The organism is Microcoleus sp. S36b_A4, from assembly GCF_036700645.1.
In the GTDB taxonomy this organism is placed as follows: Bacteria; Cyanobacteriota; Cyanobacteriia; order Cyanobacteriales; family Microcoleaceae; genus Microcoleus.
The window spans coordinates 1-24,654 of record NZ_JAUBPI010000096.1 but is presented as its reverse complement, the minus strand read 5'-3'; the positions used below and the strand labels follow the sequence as shown (position 1 = coordinate 24,654).

The 24,654-nt window shown below is 45.9% G+C and carries 27 protein-coding genes and 1 pseudogene; 12 read left to right on the top strand and 16 right to left on the bottom strand.

All coding sequences use genetic code 11. From position 1 onward, the window contains the following. Positions 1-142: 142 nt before the first annotated feature. Positions 143-1,534, bottom strand: a complete 1,392-nt coding sequence (locus QUA03_RS23805; protein ID WP_333215535.1) for a glycoside hydrolase family 10 protein — start codon at positions 1,532-1,534, stop codon at positions 143-145. Further along, positions 1,525-1,755: a hypothetical protein gene (locus tag QUA03_RS23800; RefSeq protein WP_333215533.1), complete on the bottom strand. Its 231-nt coding sequence runs from the start codon at positions 1,753-1,755 to the stop codon at positions 1,525-1,527. Before QUA03_RS23800 ends, QUA03_RS23805 begins: the two co-directional genes overlap by 10 nt. An 8-nt stretch (positions 1,756-1,763) precedes the next feature. On the opposite strand from QUA03_RS23800, the gene QUA03_RS23795 reads away from it, so the two are divergent. From QUA03_RS23795 to QUA03_RS23785, 3 genes are all read left to right on the top strand, one after another. Further along, positions 1,764-3,017: an FAD-dependent oxidoreductase gene (locus tag QUA03_RS23795; protein ID WP_333215531.1), complete on the top strand. Its 1,254-nt coding sequence runs from the start codon at positions 1,764-1,766 to the stop codon at positions 3,015-3,017. 116 nt (positions 3,018-3,133) lie between these two features. Next, positions 3,134-3,796, top strand: a complete 663-nt coding sequence (locus tag QUA03_RS23790; RefSeq protein ID WP_333215529.1) for a DUF2834 domain-containing protein — start codon at positions 3,134-3,136, stop codon at positions 3,794-3,796. Between the two features lie 199 nt (positions 3,797-3,995). Continuing rightward, positions 3,996-4,748, top strand: a complete 753-nt coding sequence (locus QUA03_RS23785) for a gamma-glutamyl-gamma-aminobutyrate hydrolase family protein (protein WP_333215527.1) — start codon at positions 3,996-3,998, stop codon at positions 4,746-4,748. Positions 4,749-4,752: 4 nt separating this feature from the next. On the opposite strand, the gene QUA03_RS23780 is transcribed toward QUA03_RS23785, so the two are convergent. The 8 genes and pseudogenes from QUA03_RS23780 to QUA03_RS23745 all read right to left on the bottom strand — a co-directional run bounded on the left by QUA03_RS23780 (position 4,753) and on the right by QUA03_RS23745 (position 9,652). Then, positions 4,753-4,941, bottom strand: coding sequence for a CPXCG motif-containing cysteine-rich protein (locus QUA03_RS23780; protein ID WP_333084521.1), 189 nt, complete (start codon positions 4,939-4,941; stop codon positions 4,753-4,755). Beyond that, the gene (locus QUA03_RS23775) at positions 4,925-5,386 is read right to left on the bottom strand and encodes an SRPBCC family protein (RefSeq protein WP_333215525.1); all 462 of its coding nucleotides are present in this window, start codon (positions 5,384-5,386) and stop codon (positions 4,925-4,927) included. Before QUA03_RS23775 ends, QUA03_RS23780 begins: the two co-directional genes overlap by 17 nt. A 13-nt stretch (positions 5,387-5,399) precedes the next feature. After that, positions 5,400-5,750, bottom strand: a complete 351-nt coding sequence (locus QUA03_RS23770; RefSeq protein WP_333215523.1) for a transcriptional regulator — start codon at positions 5,748-5,750, stop codon at positions 5,400-5,402. Beyond that, positions 5,743-6,084, bottom strand: a complete 342-nt coding sequence (locus QUA03_RS23765) for a type II toxin-antitoxin system RelE/ParE family toxin (RefSeq protein ID WP_333215521.1) — start codon at positions 6,082-6,084, stop codon at positions 5,743-5,745. The genes QUA03_RS23770 and QUA03_RS23765 overlap by 8 nt, the downstream gene beginning before the upstream one ends. Positions 6,085-6,118: 34 nt before the next feature. Continuing rightward, positions 6,119-6,232, bottom strand: a pseudogene (locus QUA03_RS23760) (SRPBCC family protein); the annotation flags it as partial. A 113-nt stretch (positions 6,233-6,345) separates the two neighbouring features. Further along, a complete protein-coding gene (locus QUA03_RS23755) occupies positions 6,346-7,983 on the bottom strand; it encodes a radical SAM protein (RefSeq protein WP_333215519.1) in 1,638 nt (545 codons plus the stop codon). 359 nt (positions 7,984-8,342) lie between these two features. After that, the gene (lspA, locus tag QUA03_RS23750; protein ID WP_333215517.1) at positions 8,343-8,858 is read right to left on the bottom strand and encodes a signal peptidase II; all 516 of its coding nucleotides are present in this window, start codon (positions 8,856-8,858) and stop codon (positions 8,343-8,345) included. Positions 8,859-9,073: 215 nt separating this feature from the next. Next, positions 9,074-9,652, bottom strand: a complete 579-nt coding sequence (locus tag QUA03_RS23745; protein WP_333215515.1) for a biotin transporter BioY — start codon at positions 9,650-9,652, stop codon at positions 9,074-9,076. Between the two features lie 383 nt (positions 9,653-10,035). On the opposite strand from QUA03_RS23745, the gene pstS reads away from it, so the two are divergent. The 4 genes from pstS to pstB all read left to right on the top strand — a co-directional run bounded on the left by pstS (position 10,036) and on the right by pstB (position 14,374). Beyond that, a complete protein-coding gene (pstS, locus tag QUA03_RS23740) occupies positions 10,036-11,220 on the top strand; it encodes a phosphate ABC transporter substrate-binding protein PstS (protein ID WP_333215513.1) in 1,185 nt (394 codons plus the stop codon). A gap of 343 nt (positions 11,221-11,563) precedes the next feature. Further along, positions 11,564-12,520 carry a phosphate ABC transporter permease subunit PstC gene (pstC, locus tag QUA03_RS23735; RefSeq protein ID WP_333215511.1) on the top strand — a complete coding sequence of 319 codons (957 nt, stop codon included), beginning with the start codon at positions 11,564-11,566 and terminating at the stop codon, positions 12,518-12,520. A gap of 34 nt (positions 12,521-12,554) precedes the next feature. Beyond that, positions 12,555-13,448, top strand: a complete 894-nt coding sequence (pstA, locus tag QUA03_RS23730; protein ID WP_333215509.1) for a phosphate ABC transporter permease PstA — start codon at positions 12,555-12,557, stop codon at positions 13,446-13,448. Positions 13,449-13,573: 125 nt separating this feature from the next. Then, a complete protein-coding gene (pstB, locus tag QUA03_RS23725; protein ID WP_333036858.1) occupies positions 13,574-14,374 on the top strand; it encodes a phosphate ABC transporter ATP-binding protein PstB in 801 nt (266 codons plus the stop codon). A 233-nt stretch (positions 14,375-14,607) separates the two neighbouring features. On the opposite strand, the gene QUA03_RS23720 is transcribed toward pstB, so the two are convergent. Beyond that, positions 14,608-14,778, bottom strand: a complete 171-nt coding sequence (locus QUA03_RS23720; protein WP_242716365.1) for an NblA/ycf18 family protein — start codon at positions 14,776-14,778, stop codon at positions 14,608-14,610. A 228-nt stretch (positions 14,779-15,006) separates the two neighbouring features. Here QUA03_RS23720 and QUA03_RS23715 point away from each other — a divergent pair, with 228 nt between their 5' ends. The 3 genes from QUA03_RS23715 (at position 15,007) to QUA03_RS23705 (ending at position 17,581) form a co-directional block, all read left to right on the top strand. Then, on the top strand, positions 15,007-15,603 hold the full coding sequence (locus QUA03_RS23715; RefSeq protein WP_333215507.1) for a phycobiliprotein lyase: 597 nt from the start codon (positions 15,007-15,009) through the stop codon (positions 15,601-15,603). A gap of 248 nt (positions 15,604-15,851) precedes the next feature. Further along, positions 15,852-16,610 (top strand): phycobilisome rod-core linker polypeptide, encoded by a 759-nt coding sequence (locus tag QUA03_RS23710; protein ID WP_333215505.1) that lies wholly within the window; start codon positions 15,852-15,854, stop codon positions 16,608-16,610. A gap of 293 nt (positions 16,611-16,903) precedes the next feature. Next, a complete protein-coding gene (locus QUA03_RS23705; protein WP_333215503.1) occupies positions 16,904-17,581 on the top strand; it encodes an NERD domain-containing protein in 678 nt (225 codons plus the stop codon). A gap of 236 nt (positions 17,582-17,817) precedes the next feature. Here the strand turns inward: QUA03_RS23705 and QUA03_RS23700 are convergent, their stop codons facing one another. The 4 genes from QUA03_RS23700 to QUA03_RS23685 all read right to left on the bottom strand — a co-directional run bounded on the left by QUA03_RS23700 (position 17,818) and on the right by QUA03_RS23685 (position 21,392). Then, positions 17,818-18,783 carry an RluA family pseudouridine synthase gene (locus QUA03_RS23700; RefSeq protein WP_333215501.1) on the bottom strand — a complete coding sequence of 322 codons (966 nt, stop codon included), beginning with the start codon at positions 18,781-18,783 and terminating at the stop codon, positions 17,818-17,820. Between the two features lie 195 nt (positions 18,784-18,978). Continuing rightward, entirely contained in the window at positions 18,979-20,427 is a 1,449-nt protein-coding gene (locus QUA03_RS23695) for an ATP-dependent DNA helicase RecQ (protein WP_333215499.1), read from the bottom strand. A gap of 37 nt (positions 20,428-20,464) precedes the next feature. Beyond that, positions 20,465-20,833 carry a DUF4087 domain-containing protein gene (locus QUA03_RS23690; RefSeq protein WP_333215497.1) on the bottom strand — a complete coding sequence of 123 codons (369 nt, stop codon included), beginning with the start codon at positions 20,831-20,833 and terminating at the stop codon, positions 20,465-20,467. 175 nt (positions 20,834-21,008) lie between these two features. After that, on the bottom strand, positions 21,009-21,392 hold the full coding sequence (locus tag QUA03_RS23685; RefSeq protein ID WP_333215495.1) for a hypothetical protein: 384 nt from the start codon (positions 21,390-21,392) through the stop codon (positions 21,009-21,011). Between the two features lie 33 nt (positions 21,393-21,425). Between QUA03_RS23685 and QUA03_RS23680 the strand changes: the two genes are divergently transcribed. Together QUA03_RS23680 and QUA03_RS23675 are read left to right on the top strand one after the other, a co-directional pair. Beyond that, complete coding sequence (locus tag QUA03_RS23680; RefSeq protein ID WP_333083634.1) at positions 21,426-21,605, top strand: hypothetical protein; 180 nt, start codon at positions 21,426-21,428, stop codon at positions 21,603-21,605. Positions 21,606-21,872: 267 nt separating this feature from the next. Beyond that, positions 21,873-22,427 carry a M23 family metallopeptidase gene (locus QUA03_RS23675; RefSeq protein WP_333215537.1) on the top strand — a complete coding sequence of 185 codons (555 nt, stop codon included), beginning with the start codon at positions 21,873-21,875 and terminating at the stop codon, positions 22,425-22,427. A gap of 168 nt (positions 22,428-22,595) precedes the next feature. On the opposite strand, the gene ftsH is transcribed toward QUA03_RS23675, so the two are convergent. Then, positions 22,596-24,530 (bottom strand): ATP-dependent zinc metalloprotease FtsH, encoded by a 1,935-nt coding sequence (ftsH, locus tag QUA03_RS23670; RefSeq protein ID WP_333215493.1) that lies wholly within the window; start codon positions 24,528-24,530, stop codon positions 22,596-22,598. Positions 24,531-24,654: the final 124 nt, after the last annotated feature.

Sequence of the window (24,654 nt, the reverse complement as noted above, 5' to 3'; positions counted from 1 at the left end):
AAGTTTCCCACGATCCCAGACCCATGCAAATACTACCCTTGACAATTTCCCTTTTTCCTTAACTTGTCACCAATGCTGTCGGACTGTCGGACTAATGGCACACCCTACAAAATTACCAATGACTGATGACTTGTTAATTCTTTTACGTGGTTGGCGAGGGTGAAGGTGTGCTGTTTTTGGTAGGTTGCTCTGGCTTAGTTTTCGGATCTGGTTTTGGTGGTGGCGGCGGAGGGAAAGTAGCCGCGCGTCTGGGTATTTGTAGCGCTGTTCGGAATGCAGAAGACGGGAAGAAAGCACTAAATTGAGACAGTCGATGGGCGATGGGTTCGGGCGCATATTCCCACAAGCTTTCGTAGTAGAAGAAAGCGGCGCCTAAGCCGTATTCTTGGACTGCTTGCACCTGAGATTTAATTTGCTGAATCGGTACTGGGTTATTTCTCAAACCTGTCATAATCCCAACTCCGGTGGGAATCTTTTGCTGTGCTTCTTGCATTTCTGGACGGTTAATCTTGCCCACAAATGATTCTAAATTGGGACGGTACACTTGCACGATTAGCTCGTCGGCAATATCCAAGCGCACCCAAGTCAGCCAATCTTGTAGATGATGTTTGTAAGCAAACTCGTAGTAATTGGGAGAAATTGAGAAAATTGCATTGGGCTTGACTGCTTTGACGGCTTGATTTAGCTGCGACATAAAAGCGGTGATTTTATTGGCTCGCCACTGCACCCATGCTGGATTTTGAAAATCTTTTGGCGGAGCCTTTTTTGTTTCTTTGGTATACAAAGCAACTGTGTACTCATCGTATCCAAATTCCGACGGCAAACTCATGTGGTCGTCAAATTGAATGCCGTCGGCGTTGTATTGAGTGGTGATTTCTAGTACGAGTTCAGTAATGAATTGCTGAACTTCTGGATGAAAGGGATTGAGCCAAACTACTTCGCCACCCGCGCCGTTTGATGTTTGGCTGCCGTCCTGTTTTTGTGTCAGCCAATCGGGATGATTTAAGGCTAATTCTGAGGTGGGAGGAGCCATGAAACCAAACTCAAACCAAGGAATTACTAGCAGGCCTTGGCGGTGAGATTGAGCGATTAAATCTGCGATCATATCTTGTCCCTCTAACCCTCTGTAAACAAAGGGTTGAATATCTCTTTGCTGCGCTACATTGCTGGGATACATTGCATAGCCAGAATTCCAGACAACGGGATAGATTGTGTTGAAATTTAACCGTTTTAGTTTGCTGACAGCATCTCCTAGTTTGCGACGATCTCTGAGGATGTCTTTGTCGTTTGTCGTCATCCAAACGCCGCGAATTTCCTGGCGGGGTTGCTGGGCGATCGCCGGAATGAAATTGTTCGCCAGCAATACTATAATGAATGAGAGGGCAAACAGAAGCGGGAAAAGAGTTTTAATCGATCGCTGCCAACTGCGCGGAATGATGCGTAATGTCATAGTTTTGAATGGTGAGTTAGCTATTGAAACACACCCCGACATAATTTGGTGATAAAATTTGCTCGCTCTACAGTCTACAGCCATTGGCGCTGAATGTGGAATCGGTTAACTGAAATGGGTGAATTGATGTTATGCGATCGCAACTGAACTCCGTATAATCTCTGAGACAGAGGGTAAGTGACAGCATTCTGTCTAACTGCTGGGAAATCATTAATTACGCACTGCCAGCTCTCCTTACCGGACTGTGCTGCCCAATGAGTGCGAGTGCTGTACAATATCGGTGCTGGAATATTTCGATCGAACATCTGTAATTGTGAAAGATTTAGTGTTAATTGGTGGCGGTCACAGTCATGCTATCGTATTAAAAATGTTCGGTATCAAACCGCTGCCGGGAGTGCGTTTAACTTTGATTAGCGACGTGCTGCACGCGCCTTATTCGGGAATGCTGCCGGGACACGTTGCCGGGTTTTACGATTATGATGAATGTCACATCGATTTGCGATCACTCGCGGAATTTGCCGGATGTCAAATATTAATCGATCGGGCGATAGCGATCGACCTTAACAAAAATTTAGTTATTTGTCAAATTCACCCTCCGGTTAATTTTGATGTGCTTTCGGTGGATATCGGCAGCACTCCTGCGGCTTTATCTGTACCGGGTGCTGCTGAATATGCAATTGCAGCTAAACCCGTACCGGAGTTTTTAGCTAGCTGGAATCAGTTAATTTCAGAAAGGCAAAACTCTCTCCAAAAACCGCTGCGGATCGCCATTGTAGGGGGCGGTGCAGGTGGCGTAGAATTAGCATTAAATATACAATCTCGATTGGGGAAGGAAGAGGGGTTCGGCAACGGATTGTGTAACGGATTTAACGGATTTAACGGATGGGGATTCAGGGAAGAGGGAAGGGGGAAAAAAGAAGAAGAACTAGAAATACATTTGTTTCACAGCGGTGCTGAATTGATGCAGGGACACAATCAGCGGGTGCGCCGACGCCTTCAAGAAATTCTCATCAGTCGCGGCATTCAATTGCATTTAAAGGAAAAAGTCTGTGCTGTAAAAAAGATTGACAGGGAAACCAATCCTCAATTCCCTACCAATTACCAAATTTCCTGTAAATCAGGTTTAGAATTAGAGTGTGAGATCATTTTTTGGGTGACACAAGCATCGGCAGCCAATTGGATAAGAGAATCCGGTTTAGCAGCCGACTCAAACGGCTTTATGGAAGTCAACGATTGCCTACAATCAGTCTCTCACCCCAACGTATTTGCGGCTGGAGATATCGCAGCGATGGTTAATTATCCGCGTCCCAAAGCAGGCGTGTTTGCCGTGCGTCAGGGCAAACCGCTGTTTGAAAACTTGCAGCAGTTTTTATTGGAAAAACCGCTGAAACCCTTTGCACCGCAGGAACAATACTTAGGGTTAATTGGTACTGGGAATAAAAGGGCGATCGCATCTCGCGGCAATTTCATGTGGGAATCATGGGTGTTGTGGTATTGGAAAGATTGGATCGATCGCCAATTTATGCAACAATTTAGCAATCTGCCCAAAACAGGCGATACCAAATAGCAAGACATTCAGATATTCTCCTCTCTTCCTCTGCGTCCTCTGCGGTTAATAAAAAAGTGTTATTCAAAAACGCTTTAAGATTGTTATAGTAATATCAGAAGTAAAGAAAACTAACTATGTTCAGGAAAATTGGATTTGGGCTGCTTTGGATTGCATTTATCACCTACGCCTTTGTATTTGCACCACCCGACAGTCCAGAAAAAACCATCACACTAATTACCAATATTTCCACAGGCAAAATAGCAGACATCAACCCTTTAATTGTAGCGTTATTCAACCTCATGGGAGTCTGGCCGCTCATCTACAGTTGCGTCTTATTTGCTGACGGCAGGGGGCAGAAAATACCTGCATGGCTATTTGCCACTTTATCCTTTGGCGTCGGCGCCGTTGCCTTGCTGCCTTATTTAGCCCTGCGCGAACCGAATCCTGAATTTCCCGGTCATAAAAATATCTTTTTAAAGATATTAGACTCCCGTTTTACTGGAATTTTCTTAACATTAGCTGCGGGTGGTTTAGTTGCCTTTGGCTTGACAAACGGCGATTGGTCTGATTTTATTCAGCAGTGGCAGACTAGCCGCTTTATCCATGTAATGAGTTTAGATTTTTGTATGCTTTGCCTACTATTTCCTGCCTTATTAGGAGACGATATGGCGCGCCGAGAAATGCAAAACTCTACAGCATTTTGGGCAGTAACATTAGTACCGCTGTTCGGGCCGTTGGCTTATCTGTGTACGCGCAAACCGCTGCCGGAAACTAATACTAAAACTGTTACAAATTAGACAGCAGTGCTGGTAATTTTCAGTTTAATGTAGGAATCCATCACAAGTAATCAGACAAGAAACAGGCAAGATTCCTGTTTCACAATAAGTAAGTAAGTTTTATTGTGGCGTTGGCTTCTAGCCCGCACATGAAACACTGATTACAAATAGTGCCAAATCTGAGTATTAATGTAAATAATTATCTCCCAGTCTCTAGCAAATGAAAAAATTTCCGATTGTTGGTATCACAACATACAACCGCTGTCCAGCAGGCGAATATCGCTTAAATGGAACTTATATTGATGCAGTTCAGGCTGCTGGTGGCATTCCGATTTTACTGCCGCCCAATCAATTAGATCCGGCTAGTATTTTTGATGCAGTAGATGGTTTGATTTTGTCCGGGGGCGGAGATATCAACCCAGAACTTTATGGCGGTTATGTCGATCACACAGTTTACTCAGTTAATGCAGAACGCGACAATTTTGAATTAAGCTTAGCAAAGCTAGCTTTGAAGGCTGACATACCTGTGTTGGGGATTTGCCGGGGAATGCAAATGTTGAACGTAGCCAGCGGTGGCAGTTTGGTGATTCACGTACCGGATGCTTACGGAAATGAGGTTAATCACGGATCGGGAATTCCCCCGCGTGCGATCGAGCATACCATTGAAATTGAGCCAACCAGTCGGCTAGCAAAAATTATGGGAAAAACTTCAACAACCGTTGTTTCCTGGCATCATCAAGCAGTGAGGAAAGTAACATCCGATTGGCAAATAGTAGCGAATGCACCTGACACTTTGGTAGAAGCAATGGAACACTGCTATCACCCTTGGATGATAGCAATTCAATGGCACCCCGAAATGTCCCCAAACTGTTCATTCAACTCTCGAATTTTTCAGGCTTTCGTAGAAGCAGCAGCTTCAAGATTTATGAATTCTACCAAGTCAGACTCAAAGGCAATTCCTACATTTTTATAGTCACTTATTCTTGATAGTCAGTATCTATTTCAATATCCAGGGTATCTTCGTCTATTCTGACATACAGAACATTGGGGCGACAGCAAACCTGACAATCTTCGATATAAGATTGTTCCATACCACCGCTGATATCAATAAAAGTTGTACTCGGTTCGCCGCAGAAAGCACAGTAATATTCAGCCGTTGTTTGCATCTTTCTCGCACTCTCTTTTTGTGACTTCGTGGCGGTAGCGAAACATATCTGTTAATCGCATTTCCACCCACCAACCTAACAACAAATCGACAATCGGGCCGCCCGGTATCGAAAATGCGATCGCATCTGTCAATCTAGTCTTGCCATTTTCTGAGGTAAACTCGTGTCGGTGAGTCCAACGTGCCATCGGCCCCTCAGTTTGTTCATCAACAAACAAGCGATATTGTTCGCACTGAGTGTGAGTCGCCACCCATTTTACAGGAATCGGCCCCAATAACAGGCGAAATTCTGATACAGCACCCACATCGAGTCCCCCTTCGCGGCGAATGATTTTCACCGGTTGCCAAGGCGGAGTCAAAAGTTGCAGAATGTCCGGCATTTCGTGAAAGTTCCAGACTGTTTCCACGCTCGAATTAATTAGGGATGAATATCGAAAATTAGGCATTTTCTAGATTAAGTTAAACAGTTATTTCCGATCGCGTTTCAGCATTTGCAGTATTATCCTCTGTATCCGTACAAACAGCAACAGTTAGTTTCAATCCCAAAGCATTCAGCCAAGTGCCCAGATTGTAAATCGCATCATTTCCTTGCTGCGATAGCAATTCATCCAGTTTTTTTAATTGCAATTCATATTGTTCGGGAGACATCTGCTGTTTGCCAAGAGCTTCTGCTACATTGCTAAGTACCACTTTTAGCAGTTCGGTTTCCGGGTTTTCTTCTTCAAAAAAAGCCTCTAGATACATCGCAGAATCTATTGGCTTTTTGAGAGATTCTATTAAAAAGGGATGGTAAGGTAAACTTTTAGGCATTATCTTCACTCCTGTAATCAGTCCAGTATTTGATAGCTTGCTGTATGTCTCGGTCTTGAGTGCTTTTATCCCCGCCTATTAAAAGCAGGATAATAGTTGTGCCGACTTGTCCGAAATAGATTCGGTATCCAGGGCCATAATCTATTTTTAATTCATAGACTCCTTCTCCAACAAATCGATAATCTCCGAGATTGCCGAGTTGAACTCTGTCTAATCTCAACCTAATTCTAGCTTTAGCTTTGCCATCTCGGAGAACATTAAACCATTCCTCGAAAGGCACTCTGTTGTCTGGCGTAGTATAACGCTGAATTTCTTTCGGTTGGACTTCAGGCATAATTGTATTATAGTATGTCGCTCCTCATCTTATCTTGAACCGGTTGCCAAGGCGGAGTCAAAAGTTGCAGAATATCCGGTTTTTCGTGAAAGTTCCAGACTACTTCAACGGTGGCATTAATCAGCGACGAGTAGTTAAAATGGGGCATAGTATCGTTGCGCTAGACAGTTAAGTGCGATCGCGTTTCAGCATTTGCAGTATTATCCTCTGTATCAGTACAAACAGCAACTGTTAGTTTCAATCTTTCGCATCCGCTATTTCTTAACTCGTCAACTGCAAATCCTTCGTCCTAAAATGACTCGTCGCCTCAGCCAAATGCTTCTTCAAAGTCGCCTCCGGTAGTGGCCCTTTTAAATGACTCCAAGGCAAAACCCGATCCAATTCCCACTCTTGAAAAACATAAAAATCCATCTCCGGCAACTGTCCCCGCAACTCCTTAAACGCCCGCCTATAACTCCCCAAAGTATCGCCGTAATGCCGCACTAATTCTAACAGCCGAGACAACCGCCGATCGCCCTTTGACAACAAACCCTGAATTACCGACCAGTTATAGCTTTCAGGTCTAAATTCTAAACCTAACTTACGCAATTCTTTATCTAAAAACTTCAGCCTCTTCTCCGCATCTTTATTCACTCCAAACCACTGAAAAGGAGTGTGAGATTTCGGAACAAAAGTGCTGCATCCCAGAGTCAACCGCAAACCGGGAACAGCTTTTCTAATCGCCCGCATCATCGCCACCGTCTCCTCTAAATCCTCCATTTCTTCGCCGGGAATTCCCGCCATCCCGTAAAGTTTAATTCCCTTTAAGCCACCAGCTTTAGCATTGATAGCAGCTTGAATAATTTCGTCATTGGTGAGTTTTTTGTTAACGATTTTGCGGAGGCGATCGCTCCCAGTTTCCACCGCAATAGTCACAGATTTGCTGTCTCTGTTGGTCAATATTTCTGCCAATTTAACTGTCACCGTATTCGTCCTTACCGAAGAAAGACTCAGCCGCACGCCGTCGTATTTCGGATGATTCAAATGATCCAGCAACGCTTCAAATTCGGGGTGCTGAGTGACCGAAGCACCCAACAAACCCAAACGATTAGTCACAGCTAAACCGCGATCGATCGCCGGAATTAACGAATCCTCCAAACTCGCAGTTCTAAACGGCAAAGTCAGATAACTTGCCAAACAAAAACGGCACATTTCTGGACAACTCCGAACCACTTCCACCATGTAAATATTTTCCCAAGCCGCTTTTTCTGTCACCACAGTGGAAGCAGATAAAGTATTGCCGCGGTACGTCTGTTTTTCAACCATACTGGGAATTTCTGAATCGACAGGCTGAATCGATTTAATCCCCTCAGTCGCATCCAGATAAGTTACTTCGTACAAACTGGGGACGTAAACTCCCGGAACTTGGGCTAAATGCCGCAATTTAGTTGGTCTGTCGGCGGTACGGACTTGTTTATAAGCATCAATAAAATTGTCAATGAGATGTTCGCCATCTCCCAGCAAAATCACATCAAAAAAATCGGCAAAAGGTTCTGGATTCGCAGTAAAAACCGGGCCGCCCCCGAATACTATCGGATGATTATCAGTTCGTTTTGACGCCCAAATCGGAATTTCGAGAGATTCCAATAAATTTAGAATATTTACATAGTCTAGTTCCCAAGAAAGCGAAAATCCCAGTAATTCTGGATTTCGGGGAAGTGGTTCGCTGATATCAGTAAATAAACGGCCCACTTCAATATCCGATCGCACAGCCAAAGTGGCCCACACTATCTGATAGCCGAGACTGGTAATACCCACCGTGTACTCGTTGGGAAAAGCAAAAATAGTCGGGATAGCATCAGCATCGGGGGTTGCTGGGACAAATAGTAAGCGTTCTTGAGCAAATGGATTAGGAGTCATCCGATTTTAGATTTTAGATTTTAGATTTTAAATTTTAAATTTGGGAATTTATCCCACGGATAAACCCGGGAGTTTGTGACCAAATTGCTTGTGATCACGGGCAAGTTTAGCCTTAGCACTAAAAAATTTAATTATAGCTCATAAATGACTCTAACTTTAAGTTGATACCTATACCTTTTGACAGCAGACAACGGACAAATGACGGAAAGCAATTGGTGGCGATGCCCCTAGCTTTGTTAGTGGATAAGCAAAAAAAAGCTCCGCACCCGATAAACCTGAGAACGGTACAGCCCATGGATGGGTTAATCTAAAATCTAAAATCTAAAATCTAAAATTGATTGACTTCTTAAAAGTTACTCTTAAATAGAATCGCGATCGTCCTGAGTTCTCGGAGTAGTCGGAGTAGGTGGTGCACTGTGAAAAGTTGCAATCAGCAAACAGATAATCCCAGCATTAATAAACACATCAGCTAGATTAAAGACGGGGAACCGAATCAGCCGAAAATCGATAAAATCTACAACATGGCCCGAAACAAATCGATCGATCCCGTTCCCCAGTGCTCCACCTAAAATCAAACCGTAGCCAGCTTGTTCCCAGCGGTTAATTCGCGGCCCGAACCAAGCCAGCACAATCAATCCCACACTAACGCCCAAAGACAGCCAGCGCAACCAAATCGCCCCGCCATTGCTGAACAGACTAAAAGCCGCACCGGTATTAACAACATAAGTGAAGTGAAACACTCCGGGTAACAGCGGCTGTGTCTGCGGAGGAACCGTCAAGTCAAAATTTTGTACCACCCAAAACTTAGTCAGGTGGTCTAAAACTAAACTGATAGCAGCAGCAATCCAGAACAAGGGATTTCTTTTAAAACGCATGGATTAAGCAATAGAAAAGGGGGCATCGGGCATGGGATAATTTACTCAAATTTCGCTGGTTATTGTCAGCAGAATGCAGTGCAGCAAAGCAACCCCAGCCGCAGCGAGATGACTCTCCCGCTGGGCAATGATAGTATAACCTTATTTGACACAACTACCAATCCCCGATTACCGATTACCAATTCCCAATTCCCAATTCCCAATTCCCCAATTAATTAATAAAACATCAAGCGGCGTAAAGTAAATGACAGGACTGCGATCGCACAAACTACCGCCAATTGTCCCGGCAGGGGATAAACCGAATATTTAAGAATCTCATCGAATAAAGGTGTTGTTTTTGCCGGAGGTAGCCAGTAAGTAAAAATTAGATAAATTAAGCCGATCGCGTGAACAGTGAACAAACCGCATAAACAGCTAAAAGCCATAGATTCCAGCCGCGAAGCCACCTTAAAAGCTACCCAACCGCACACCCAAGCACCAGGCACAAAACCCAGCAAATACCCAAAACTCGCTTCTTTGAGATAGCCGATGCCGCCGCCTTGAGAAAAAACTGGCCACAAAGTTAATCCTAATGCCAAATAAGCAATTTGCGAGAGAGCCGCAGCATTTTTACCCCCCATGCAGCCTACTAGCAAAACGGCTCCAATTTGATAGGTAACACCTAAAGAGTACGCCTGAAGTCCTCGATCGTCCCACAACCCAATCGGAATTGTGACAGATGCAGGCAAAAAAGTGCCTCCTATCGTCAGGAGCAAACCAATAACAGCCCAGATTAATTCAATAGGAGCAGGCATTATCATCAAACGGCATTCGTCAGAAGGTATAAGGCAGAAGGCATTTGTCAGAGGCAAGCTTCAATGCCCGCAGGTTTTAAATTCTTAATACTAGCACTACTCTCAAAATAACCACCATTGTATGGTTTTCTGGCTCTCAAGCCTCGATCTTGTGATAATTTAATGAGGAATTTTTCGCGATCGGGCGATCGACTGCTTGTTTCCGTAGCTCGGTCTCTGCTATATACCTTATATATTGACACTTGTCAAGCTCATATATAACATTAATAATATTAATTAATATTAAATTGCCATAAAGTGTAAAGATTCTTAACCTAACCTTTACTTTTGCGCGCTATGCTGATGCGGGACACCCATATAACGATCGCAGATTTTTTATACCTATGCTTTTTCGTCTCAACTTGATTAATTCAAACCGTCTGACTACTGCAATTTCCGCTATGGCGATCGCCCTGAGTTTAGCAGCTTGCGGCGGTGGCAGCACAACCACAAGCAGCAGCCCCAGCCCCGGCGACACCGCAGCATCCCCCGGCGCATCTCCCGTTGCAGCCACCGGCACAGCGGAAAACACCAAACTCGCTCTAGCCTCAGACGTAGCCATCACCGCAGCCGGCGCCTCATTCCCCGCCCCTCTGTACCAGCGTTGGTTTCAAGACTTCAACAAAATCAACCCCAAAGTACAAATTAACTATCAATCAGTAGGCAGCGGCGCCGGAGTCGAACAATTTACCAAAGGCACAGTAGACTTTGGGGCCAGCGACACCGGCATGAAAGACGACGAAATCGCCAAGGTTCCAGCCGACAAAGGCGTGATCTTGCTGCCCATGACAGCCGGCAGCATCGTCATCGGCTACAACCTGCCAGACTTAACCGAACCACTGAAACTGCCACGGGATGTTTACGCAGATATCTTCGCCGGTAAAATTACCAACTGGAACGATCCCAGAATTGCAGCCGCCAACCCGGCCGCTAAATTGCCAGACCAAGCCATCACCATCGTCCACCGTTCCGACGGTAGCGGTACCACCGCCGTCTTTACCAAACACCTGAGTGCCATCAGCCCCGACTGGAAAAGTGCAGTAGGCGACGGCAAAACAGTACAGTGGCCCGTAGGCGTAGGCGCAAAAGGCAACGAAGGCGTCACAGCCCAAATTCTGCAAACTGTAGGCAGCCTCGGCTACATAGAATACGGCTATGCCAAAAACAACAATGTCAAATTTGCATCTTTGGAAAACAAAGCAGGCAGCTTTGTCGCACCTACCGACGAATCAGCTTCTCAAGCTTTAGCAACTGTGCCCATGCCGGAAAACCTGCGAGCATTTATCGAAGACCCCGAAGGCGCTCAATCCTATCCAATAGTGACCTACACTTGGATGCTGGTCCCCAAAACAGTTACTGACCCCAACAAAGCCAAAACTATCGAGGCAATGGTTGAATACGGCTTGAATGAAGGTCAAAAAGTTAGTTCCGAATTGGGCTACGTTCCTCTGCCCCAAAGCGTTAAAGAAAAAGTAGCCGCGGCCGCGGACGGCATCAGCCCAGATTACAAAATTGAGGTTGCCAAATAGTAACTCTTGACTGTTGATTGTTGTCCGTTGTCAGAGGGAAAAAAGCCCTTCGGCATTGCGCGTGCGGGTAAAAATCAGCAAGAATGAAGAGAGATATTTCTGTGGGGCGGGTTTTACCAGAAATATTTGTTAAAAAGTCAGGGGATTAATAAATCCGCCCCTCTTCTATGTAACAATCGGTGCATCTGTGTAGGGGTGGGTTTGACCAGAAATACTTGTTGAAAAGTCAGGGAATTAATAAACCCGCCCCTCTTTGATTTTATTTATGGTCTTTCTTTCTGCTTCGTTCTAGCTTTTTCCGAAACAGGCTATTTTCGGCTACTATATATTTGGTTTTTTTTCTATGATTTCAGATAATAACAGCGCTCAATCACAGACCCGATCGCGCTCTCAAGCCGAAAAGTCCTTAGACCAAGGCTTTATCTGGCTGACCCGGATTTTGGGGATAGGAGTAGGTGTAATTTTGCTGGTAATCGCGCTCACCGTTGCTTATCGGGCTTTACCGGCCATTCAACAGTACGGTTTGGGCTTTCTGTTTGGCAGTAGCTGGAATCCGGTTAAAGAAGAGTACGGTGCGCTGCCGATGATTTACGGGACGATCGTCAGTTCGGCGATCGCGCTCCTAATTGCAGTACCATTAGGAGTAGGGACTGCCATTTTCTTGAGCGAGGACTTTCTGCCATTACCAGTGCGTACAGCTTTGGTTTTTTTAGTAGAACTTTTAGCCGCCATTCCCAGCGTAGTCTACGGTTTGTGGGGAATTGCTGTATTGATTCCCATGATTACCACTCTCGGCAAGTTTCTCAACGGCACTTTCGGATGGCTGCCGATTTTTAGCACCTCGCCAGTGGGGCCGGGAATGTTACCAGCCGGAGTAATTTTGGGAATCATGACTTTGCCCATTATTACTGCTATCTCCCGCGACTCATTGGCAAGTCTCCCGCCCGACTTGCGGCAAGCATCTCTAGGTTTAGGAGCTACTCGCTGGACAACAATTTTTAGAGTGCTCGTACCGGCGGCTTTTTCCGGCATTGTCGGCGGAATTATGCTTGGGCTCGGTCGCGCCATGGGAGAAACAATGGCTGCAACTCTGTTAATTGGTAATTCCAATCAGTTAAGTCTTTCTGTGCTAGCTCCGGCAAATACTATTGCTTCTCTGATGGCAAATCAGTTTGCGGAAGCCTCCGGGTTGCAAATAGCAGCTCTGATGTACACTGGGCTTATTCTGTTTATTATGACACTGATTGTTAATATTTTGGCAGAGTGGATTGTTTCTCAAGTAAGAGCGAAGTACAACTAGAAGTTTGCCGCCATTTCCTACATATTTTTAGTTTATGTCAAATAGCGTCTCCGATGAGAATCCTTTGGTATCAAAAACAGGCAGTTTAAAGAAGGTTAAAAACAGCCCGCAAGCGCTGTTTAGTCTGGGGATGACTCTACTGGCTGGAGCTAGTCTGGCCATCACTCTGCTGCCTTTGTTTGCAGTGCTTTCCTACGTCACCGTACAAGGTTTTAATCGCCTGAATTTAGACTTGTTTACCAAGCTGCCACCGCCGCCCGGACTATCGGGAGGGGGTATTGCTAATGCAATTCTCGGTACATTGATGACGGTGGGAATTGCTTCTTTAATTGCTGTTCCTTTTGGTGTATTGGCCGCCGTTTATTTGTCGGAGTTCAGCAGCGGTCAAGTAGCTCGCTGGGTACGTTTTGCTACTAATGTCCTCAGCGGCGTTCCTTCGATTATTGCCGGGGTATTTGCCTACGGTTTGTTCGTGGTAAATATGGGAGGTTTTTCGGCAATTGCAGGGGGTGCGGCGCTGGCTGTGCTGATGTTGCCCACGATTGTGCGGACTACTGACGAAGCTCTACAAATCGTCCCACAAGATATTAGATGGGCGTCGGTTGGTGTGGGTGCTTCTAATTATCAAACGGTTTTGCAGGTCGTTTTGCCTGCGGCAATTCCGGCTATTTTAACGGGTGTGACTCTGGCAATTGCTCGCGCTGCTGGAGAAACTGCTCCTTTGATTTTCACGGCGCTCAATTCGCCTTTTTGGCCGGCAGGATTTGATAAGCCAACTCCGAGTCTTTCGGTTTTGGTGTACAACTTTGCAACGGTTCCTTTTAAGGCACAGAAAGAATTAGCCTGGGCGGCATCTTTGATTTTGGTGATTATGGTTTTGCTGACGAGTATTCTTTCTCGCTGGGCTACTCGCCAAAAAGTTTATTGAAGGAAGAAGATTTTTCAACTTGGCGAATGGGTAAAAAGAAGGAAGAAGGAACATTTTCCCCATCTCCAACTTTCTCACTCTCATCTTCTCCTTATTTTGTAAATTTCGATTGGATACTTACCTGTATGATGATGGATTTAGACAAGCAAACGGAAACAGTTTTACGGACAGAGAATATCAATATTTTTTACGGCGCTTTTCACGCGGTTAAAAATGTTTCAATGGAGATTCCTAAAAATCGCATTACTGCCTTGATTGGGCCGTCTGGCTGCGGTAAAAGTACAATTTTGCGATGTTTTAACCGTCTCAATGATTTAGTTAGCGGTTTTCGTTTAGAGGGTAGAATTGATTACCACGGTCAAAATCTTTACGATCCTGATATTGATGCTGTGGCGGTGCGCCGCAAGATTGGGATGGTGTTTCAAAAGCCGAATCCTTTCCCGAAGTCGATTTATGACAATATTGCTTACGGTGCGAGGGTGAACAATTATAAGGGGGATATGGATGAGCTGGTGGAAAAATCGCTCAGCCAAGCTTATTTGTGGGATGAGGTGAAGGATAAGTTAAAGCAAAGCGGTTTTTCTCTTTCGGGTGGCCAGCAGCAGCGTTTGTGTATTGCTAGGGCGATCGCGATTAATCCTGATGTAGTGTTAATGGATGAACCTTGCGCTTCTCTTGACCCGATTTCTACGATTAAGATTGAGGAGTTGATGCGGGAACTCAAGGAGAAGTATACGATTGTGATCGTTACTCACAATATGCAGCAGGCTTCTCGGGTTTCTGACCTAACTGCTTTTTTCAATGCTAAACTTTCTGACGATGGGAAGCGGTTTGGCTATCTTGTGGAGTGTGACAAGACTGAGGTAATTTTCCAAAGTCCGAAGGAAGAGTCTACTTTAGATTATGTGAGTGGCCGTTTTGGTTGATTCCCCGACAAGTTGAAACAATCGGGCTACACAAACTCTCGTCCCTCTTTAAGGGATGAAAAGAATTTAATTTGCTGAGTATTGTAACGACAAAAAAAACTGCGTAAAACTTTTGTCAATTTAGAATCCCGCTTTCTTGGAGGAAGCGGGATTCTGGATTTTATGATTAAAAGCTCGATCGTACTTTTTGCAGATACAAGCCGCTGATTTTTGTGAAGAAATGCTCGAAGAGTTCACATATTCTTCATCCAATGCTTTAACAGGTTTTCTTTGACCATGTTTTGCCGCATAACTTCGAGCAAGTATTCCTGAGCTTGGTCTTGGCTTAACCTTTTGACTTCTTCGCGCAGCACTTGAAGTTTGAACTGCTGTTCCATGCTGAGGCTGGTTGTAGGCATATCCATAAATCGCTCCTCCAGTTTGCTGAGATTGATGCGAAATTGATCGGAATGACGTTTCGCAGGATTTGTTGTGTCTCCTACATTGTAAACTATCATAACATTCGCTTGACAATATGTCCAAAGTAGACATTTTGAGACTAATTTGTGTAGCAAAAGTACATCTAAGTGGGGGGAGCTCTATCATAAAAAGGCGTCAACACCGGGAAGCATAAGCCAAAGGAGCTAGTTCGTATGGATGCAATGGAGTTTTTTCAAAGCAGTGCTGGGGAGTGGCGTTCTCAGCGCAGCACTCACCACCTCGCTTTCCGTCAAGCGGAGATTGGGGATTCAAATATTCAGGTAACGGCGCTGGGTGCGGATGACGCGAGAGTCGCCGAGATTTGCAAGATGCACGAAGTCGATCCGAGCCGGGCTGCTGGGGGGGCTTTTGTGACCTGGCACGGCTCGATGGCGTGGGATAAGGATGATGAGAATCATAAAGGGTCTACGGTGTTCGCGATCGTCCCCGATCCTGAAAATCCCCGACAGGGCTTGATGTTACGCGAACGGGGCTATGCGGAAATTGTGCCGGTGGCTGGCCGTTTTGAGATGGATGATGAGGATGGGCTGCTGCTGATTACGGAATACGAGACGATGAGTTCGATCGAGCGTTTCTGGTTTGCTAATCCGAACGTGCGGATGCGGACGAGTACCGTAAAGCGCTTTGGCGGTTTCAGCACATCGACTTTTTGTACCGAAATTCGGGTGCAACCAGACTCGGATGCAACATCAGAAGCAGCAGGAGATCAAGTGGCCGGCAGCGAGTTTTATTCGGCTCTGGGTTGGTAATTTATTTGACTGTGAACGGTTGACTGTTTACGGTTGACTGTTTACGGTTGACTAAAATCTGCCAACTGCCCACTGCCAACTGCCCACTGACAACAGTCAACAAATGTTACAGATTGTTGCAAAAATTCAGGAAAATCAGATTTAGATTGCGGGAATCCCCTAATCTGTATGTTGGTTAGTTGTATCCGTTTTGCTGGCAGCTCACGGTGTCAACTATTTCTGAAATTTGAGATAACGGAGATTTTAACGTGGCGCTTCCTTTATTAAGCTACGCCCCCAAGAGCCAAAACCAGCGCGTTGCTGGTTTTGAAGTGGGGAGCGACGAGCAGCCGAGAATTTTCACAACTGAAAATGTGCTCTCGTCTGGAGACATCGAAAATTTGATTTGGGCTGGATATCGCCAGATTTACAGCGAACACCAAATCCTCAAGAGCAACCGCCAAAAGTCTTTGGAGTCGCAACTCAAGTTCGGCCAAATTACTGTGCGGGACTTTATTCGCGGTTTGGCGACTTCTTCTCCTTTCTTGGAGCGGAATTATCAAACTAACAGCAATTACCGGTTTGTGGAAATGTGCGTGCAGCGCATTTTGGGCCGGGATGTGTACAGCGAGCGCGAAAAGATTGCTTGGTCGATCGTGGTAGCAAATAAGGGGCCTCAAGGCTTTATTGACGAGTTGGTCAATAGCGAAGAGTACCTGGATAAGTTCGGCTACGATACAGTACCTTACCAGCAGCGCCGAATTTTGCCTCAGCGAGTTGGAGGGGACACTCCTTTCAACTTGAAAACGCCCCGCTACGGTGAGTACCACCGTTCGCAGCTTGGCTTCCCGCAAATCATCTGGCAGACAAGTGTCCGCCGTTTTGTTCCTCAAGAACAGCAGGCGAAGGCTGGCGATCCGTCGAACTATTTGAGTATGGCGCGCAATATGCCCCTGCCTGCTACTGCGCCGCAGCGCGTGCCTCTAGCTAATATCAATATCGAGACGATGGTTCCCCGTCGCCGGTAATTGATGCTGTCCTGATGCGATTATTTGTGTCGGGCGATCAACTGAATCGATCGGCTTTTAGGCTGAGAGAGTTTTGAGTCTTGAGTTTTGAGGTTTGAGTTTTTTGATAAACTTGGAATCCAAAACTCGGGACTCATAATTTTTTGTCATTAGTCATTAGTCATTAGTCATTAGTCATTAGTTATTAGTTATTAGTCATTCGTCATTAGTTATTAGTTATTAGTCATTCCTCATTAGGAAGAAAAATAATTCGACCTTTTCCCATTGTTAACTATAAGTACATAGGTGCATTTATGCAGCCGCAATATAACGAAGGTGCTGGAAAACCATTGCGTCGCCATGCTAAACAGCTTCGTACCAAAGCCTTATACAGGTACGGTGCCGCAACAGGGTTGGTGTTGTTGCCACTGCTGGTATACGCGGTAGCACCTTTTGCTCCTTTATTTTTGGTCGCGGCTCTTGTGATAGCGGCATTAATCGCCCTTCCGTTCATTGAGGACGGGAAAACGTTTTGGAAGTCGTCTCAGAGATTTGACCAAGGGGCGTGTGGTGAAGAAAAAATTCAGCAAGTTTTGGAGACCCTAATCCAATCTGGATGGATAGCTGAGTACAACTTAAGATTGCCGGAAGTAGGCGATATCGATGTGTGGCTGCGATCACCTAAAGGAGTCAATTTTATCCTTGATGTTAAGTCTCACTCAACCGTAGTTCTGTTGGATGGGGATGTACTCAAGCGTCTATCTTACGGGAAATTGAGAGATTTTGAGAAAGATTTTCTGGCACAGATTGCCAAAGAAGTTACGGCTATCAAAAAAGCTAAGAAGTTAACCAAGGTCACTGCAGTAGTTGTATTTAGCGATGCCAAGGTGAGTTTTAGCAACAAACAGAAGATTAGGGGTGCTTACGTCATGGAACTGGGGAATCTGGTGTCAGGGTTGCAAGAACTCGATCGCACCTATAACAGTAGATAAGATTGGGAGAAAGAAGAGCAACGGCTACATCGATATGTTGCACATCAACAAAAATGCACATAGCAGTACCATCCCCGACTTGCACTAGCATCTAAGTGATACTTGTGCTATTAAAAAAAGTTAAGGTAGAAACAATATCCTGGAGGGAATATTGAACAAAGCAATCAAGGTAGATAACATTCTCAACGCCTGATGGCGACTTGTCATAACAGCTTTGGCGACTGCTATACCACTTATCAAATATTAGCCCGCAACCGCAATATTTTTAGCAGGGTGTTGAATTGATCTGGTAAAGGTGCGATCGCCTCTATTAATTCTCCGGTTACGGGATGCTGCAAAGTCAGCCGCCATGCGTGGAGGGCTTGTCCTGTTAAATTGACGCCGATAGAACGGTTGGAACTGTACATCGGGTCGCCGACAATGGGATGTTTTATTTCGGCTGTATGCACGCGAATTTGATGGGTGCGGCCAGTTTCTAATTGATAGTGCATTAAGCAATAGTTGCCGATTCTTTCTTTGATTGTCCAGTGAGTAACTGCGGGGCGACCGCCTTTTTCTACTGGTACTACCGCCATTTTTTTGCGGTCTGTGGGGTGCCGGCCGATGGGTAAGTCTATTGTGCCTGTTTCGGTGTTGGGAGCGCCGTAAACTATGCCTAAATATTCGCGGCGGGCGGTTTTAGTTTTGAGTTGGGCTTGCAGGTGTTGGTGGGCTATGTCGGTTTTGGCGATCGCGATCGCACCTGTTGTATCTTTGTCTAATCTGTGTACGATTCCCGGCCGCTGAACTCCGCCTATTTCTGCTAGGGGACAGTGCGCTAACAAAGCGTTGACTAATGTACCGTCTGCGTGTCCGGCGGCTGGGTGGACGACTAATCCGGCTGGTTTGTTGATGATAATTAGGCTGTCATCTTCGTACAGAATGTCGAGGGGAATTGCTTCGGCCTGCAACTTTGTGGGCTGGGCTTCGGGTAATGTGAGGTGGATGCGATCGCCCGTTTTTACTGAGATTTTTTTCGAGGTGCAGGTTTCGTCATTGACTTTGACATTGCCTTGTGATATCAGGGTTTGGATTCGCGATCGGGATAAGTCCGGTATCTGGTTTGACAGCCAAATATCTAATCGCTGATTGACATTACTGCGATCGAATTCCTCTGTATTTTCTACTGTGTAAATCTGTGCCGCAGTGTCTGTTTCTATCATTTACTTTTTACTATTTTTTGCCAAGTGTGTAAAGCAAATATCTTCATCATAACATCTGTGAGTTAGTTCGCGATCACACGGGTAGCGAGAAACCGGGTTTTTTCATAGCAATACTTCGTTTCTGCCCGCAGACTGGGTAAAAAACCCGGTTTCTTTGGTCGGAGTGGTTAAGTCGTTTGAGTATAATTGTCAATTTTATCGACAATTGTCGCAGTGGCCGCAGCGCATTGATTTAGCTTCCTTGGCAAACCCAAAAGCTTGCAGCAAAAATTGCCACCTACACTCGCAATGTTTGAGATATTTTGCCATTTCTTCCGCTGCGGTAAAATTTGATTTTTCCGCTTTTTGCTGGGGAGATTTATTAATCGCATAATTAAAAGGATCTTGCCATGTTAATTGTCCGCTGCTGTGCAAGATTGAAAGGGCGATCGCACTTTCGGGAAATTCGCGGGAAACAGCTTCTATATCGCCTTTAACAGGCAGTTTATTAGCTAATTGCTGAGCTTCTCGGTATTGCGATCGTAATTTATCTTGAAAAAATTCCTTTCTTTGTTTATCTTCGGGATAAAGCAAACCCGTCGGTTCGCTAATCAATGTCAGGGCGATCGCCGATTTGCCGTCGCGTCCGCCTCTACCAATTTCCTGAATGTATTCCGATAATAGCAAAGGTGCTTGATAATGAACAACCCACCGGACATCAGGCTTATTAATTCCCATACCGAATGCTGAGGTACAAGTCACGAATTTAATCTCATTGTTCAGCCACGCTGTTTCTATTTTTCGCCGTGATTCTGGACTTAAACCTGCATGATATGCTGCTGTTTCATAACCTGCTGCTTCCAACAAATTCGCCAAGTTTTCGCTATCTTTTCTAGTGCGGACATAGACTAAACCTGCTTGTTTTGGTCGAGCTTTAATAAAATTTAATAACTGCTGTTTGCGTCCTCTCGGCGTCCAGACTGTTTGCACTTGCAGGTGCAGATTAGAACGGTAGGGACTTAGCAAAAATGCTTCTGGTTTTTGCAGTTGCAAGACATTTTTGATTGTCTGCTGTGCTTCCGGGTTGGCGGTAGCGGTGAAAGCGGCGATCGCAATTTTACTACCTTCCGGCTTGGTTTTCAATAAAGCCGAGCGCACTGCGCCCAAACGGCGGTAAGCTGGTCGGAATGTATCGCCCCACTGCACTAAACAGTGAGCTTCATCTAATATTAAACCATTGATTTGGATGTGGGGCTGACTGATAATTTCCCAAACAGGTTTGCTGAGTAATGTTTCGGGAGACAGGTACAGTAATCTTAATTTGTTTTGTTGCAGCGACTGCATAGTTTGTCGGCGCTGCGCTGTTGGCAATTGACTGTGGAGGAGGGAAGCGGGTAAATTGCGATCGCGCAATTCTTGCACTTGATTTTCCATCAGTGCCACTAACGGCGAAACTACCAAAGTTAAGCCTGTTTGTAACAAAGCTGGCAGTTGAAAGCAGATTGATTTGCCGCCACCTGTCGGCATAATTATAAGTGTATCTTTTCCGGCTAATAAACTGCCGACGATTTCTCCTTGGGGCGGGCGAAAGTCGTCGTATCCCCAAATTTTTTTAAATGTGGCGCGGGCTTGGTTTAAGGATGTTAATTCGGGTTGAAAGTTCATTTGACTGAGTTAAAAAACTTGTATGGTTTCGCCACAACTAACGAATTTTGGGCAAATTCGGATCTTTTCGACAAGTCGAGAGTGGTAATTGTTCACCACCTTGTATCGTGGTAATTCTCATTCGATTTCTATCTGTCACCACATTTAAACAAGCACAGCCATATCCATAGTTAACATTAGTTTTGACATATTCATCGTCGTTAAAAGGAGGAATGTTGTTCATTCCTCGGGCTTGATATCCCCCTTGCACCGAGATAGTCCACTGAGCATCTTTGTCTTTGAGATACCAATTAGCCGGCGTGGGATTTATTAACCATCCGCACCTGGTTTCAGCCGCTTTCGCAGGCATAACAACGATCGAAAAAGATGAGATGATTGCAGCAGTTATCAACCACTTTAGTTTCATAGCTTTATATCCTCATTTTTGAGCGACAATCATACAGGAATTACGCGCTTCGAGAAAAGAAACAGAAACCTGGTTTTTTAGCGAATCTGCGGGTGACAACGAAATATTGTCGCAAAAACCAGGTTTCTAACTACCTGCGTGTAAGTCCTGTCCAAAATCCAAAATCCAAAATCCCCTAAGACTCCTCGCCGTCTCGGCGGCCGAGCTCGTACACGCCGCCACCTATACAGGCGATCGTACCCATAGATACCGCCCAACCAGTACCCAGAGAAAATTCTACGCCCCAATTGCACAGCCCCCCCACAATCAAAAAGGGTAGAATGCTCAACAGCGAAGCGTAAAACGCATTTTGGGCTTCTCTGGCTTGGCGGGTTCTTTCAAACTCGGCTTCCGAGGTGTAGAGGGATCTCTCGGCAAAATTCATCCAGCGGTTCAGTTGCAGGATTACCCATTCTGTGAGGGGCGACAAGCCCCAGTACAGGGCCAAAGACCACAAGGACGCACCGGCGATCGCAGTTGCGTCTATGGCAAAACTAAAGGGAAAAATTTCAGTTAGCATTGCTTGATATCTGTTATGAATTTGAGATTTTGGATGTCATCCAAAATCCCCGAACTTAACTATAGTGTCAAGCAAAAGCTCGATCGAATTCAACCGCAGCACGAATTTCCAATTTTTTTTATCACCCCTGGGCATTTACCCGGAAGCCTTGACACGGGTTTTGGATGGAGTAAGATACACGTTGTTGATAAACTGATTCGCGATCGCGGGTAGAGCTCAAAGCAAATCTTGCAGCGAATTGGCATCACTTACATCTTGCACCCTTCTGAGAAACGGGCTTTCCGGCCCGTTCCACAAAAAAAATCATTCTTTGTGGAACGGGCCGGAAAGCCCGCCCCTGAAAGCTTTATTGACAAGGGTGCAAGATGTCAGCCTAACAGACAACGCAAACTCACACACATTTAACTTTGAGCCGTGAAAAAAATCCTGCAAGACTCTAGAGGCCCGCTGACGGCAAAACGCTTTTTTCGTTTCAGACAGATGCTGCTGCTGGCACTTTCGATCGGCATTGTGTTGATCAGCCCTTATTTGCAGCAGCAGGTGGTCAAAGCTCAGTCAGGCTTACCAAGCAGAGTAGCGACGGGTAATTTGTGGCAAGAAGCTTCTTTTCCAGTCGAAAACTTTGAAACATACACTTCCCCGTTCGGCCCCCGCGGCGGGGATTTTCATTACGGTTTGGATCTGGCTGCGCCCGAAGGCAGCTATATCCGCAATTGGTGGGGCGGGCAAATTGTGGAAGTTTGGGAAGATGGACGGTGCGGCACTGGTATGGTGGTGCGATCGGGAAATTGGGAACACATCTACTGTCACCTCAGAGGCCGAGTGGTAACGGCTAATGGAGGGCGTTATTATACCGATCGCGAAGGTACATTGCAAATTTGGCAAGGTCAAACAGTGCCTGCGGGTGCGAGAATTGCCAGAGTTGGGATGACCGGCCGCACGAGTGGGCCTCACTTGCACTGGGGATTGAAGTACGGCGGCCGCTGGGTTGACCCGGCTTTGGTACTCCGGGAAATGTACGCGCAACAATCTTAATTGGTCATTAGTTAGTAGTCATTAGTCATTAGTTAGTAGTCATTAGTCAGTAGTCATTTTTTGGGTTTATAGTAAGGACTAAAGTCCTGATTTTTTCGAGAATGAGGAATAAAGTCCTCACTACCAACTTGAATAACTAATGACTAATGACCAAGGACTAATGACTCTTTAGGTGGGTGCCAACTCTTTTTTTGTCAACTCGGTGTAGCGAGCGACAATTTGGCGAAATTCATCGCCGTCGATAGTTTCTTCATCCAACAGCGCTTCGACAAGTTTGTCTACCAAAGGACGGTTTTCGCGGATAATTCGGCGAGCTTCTTCGTAGCACTCAAAGGCAATTTCTCGGACTTGCCGATCGATCTTGATTGCCATGTCTTCGGAATACTCCGATCGCGAATTCCAGTTTTGGCCCAAAAACACCTCATTGTTCGGACTTTCAAAAGCCACAGGGCCCAAATCCGACATTCCATAAAGCGTTACCATCTCCCTCGCGAGACTGCTAACTTTTCTGAGATCACTACCGGCACCGGTGTCGATTTCAGCATCGCCATAAATTTCGGCCTCCGCCGCCCGTCCCCCCAAAGCTACTTTAATTCGGTTTAACAGCAAAGCCCGACTCCTCAAACCTTCGCTGTCGAGCATTTCGTCGTCAAGCACAAAGCTAGTAAAGCCTTCGATGCCGCCGGAACGAGGAATAATCGTTACTTTTTCCACCGGGTCGGCATTTTTGAGCATGGTCGCGACTAGGGCGTGTCCGACTTCGTGGTATGCTGTCATCCACTTTTTCTTGCTATCCAGCAGCGGGTTGAGCGTAAGCCCGATCGTGATCCGGTCGATCGCGTCGTGAATTTCTAAGTTACTAATCGTATCTTTGCGACGCCTCGCGGTGAGAATGGCTGCTTCGTTGAGCAAGTTTGCCAAGTCGGCGCCGGAAAAGCCGGGAGTGCGGCGGGCGATCGTGTCTAAGGCAACTTCTGGGTCGAGTTTTTTGTTGCGCGCGTGAACTTGCAAAATCCCTAAACGCCCTTTGTAACTGGGTAAATCTACCGTTACTTGGCGATCGAACCTGCCGGGCCGCAGCAGGGCGGTATCGAGTACGTCGGGGCGGTTAGTAGCTGCAATCACAATCACGCCACTGTTACCCTCAAAGCCGTCCATTTCTGTCAGCAACTGGTTGAGAGTTTGTTCGCGTTCGTCGTTGCCGCCGCCGATACCAGCACCGCGCTGCCTTCCTACGGCGTCTATTTCGTCGATAAAGACGATGCAGGGCGAATTTTCTTTAGCTTTCTTGAACAAGTCGCGGACGCGGGAGGCGCCAACTCCGACAAACATTTCGACAAATTCGGAACCGGAGATGCTGAAGAAGGGGACGGCTGCTTCGCCTGCGATGGCTTTTGCCAGCATTGTTTTGCCGGTTCCTGGAGGCCCGATTAACAGAACTCCTCTGGGAATTTTGGCGCCGATGGCGTTGAAGCGTTCGGGTTTTTTGAGGAAGGTTACGACTTCTTGCAGTTCTTCTTTAGCTTCTTCGATGCCTGCTACGTCGTCGAACATCACGCCGGTTTTGGCTTCCATTTGGAAACGAGCTCTGGATTTGCCGAAGTTCATGGCATTTCCTTGAGATTGGGTCGATCGGCGCAGGATTGCCATCAGCACTGCCAACACAGCAAAAATCACTAGCAAGTTTATTACTAAACTTACTGCGGCGGCGTTGTCGGCTGTTTGTTTGACTTCAAAGTCAATCTTTTTGGCGCGGATTTGCGAGTACAGTTCTCGGTTGTTGTAGTCGAACAGACTAACTGATTGGGTCTGATCGCTTTTTTGATTTTTTAGCCTAACCTTGGCAGTTTTTTGAGTTTCGTCTACTTCGATTTTACTGACTTGCCCTTTTTCTATGTTGTCGATCAGTTGGCTGTAACTCATGGTGTTTGGCGCGCTGTCGGCAAACACCGGGGTCGAGAGCAATATTCCTTGAGAAATCACCAAACTGCCCAGGATGCGCCAAATATTCCGTCCTGGAATTGATTTTTTAGGATTCTGGCTCGACTTGTCTTTGTTTACAGCTAGATGCCCCAGCCATGCGTGTTTCCAAGAATTTTTCATATTGCTTTGCCCAATGTTGAAGACTGCCAAGATTGACCGCTTTTGGTTTGGTTAGAGTCGATAGGGGCGTTGCCACCCCTACCTCTCCTTCAGAACGGAACGTGAAACTTTCGCTTCATTCCGC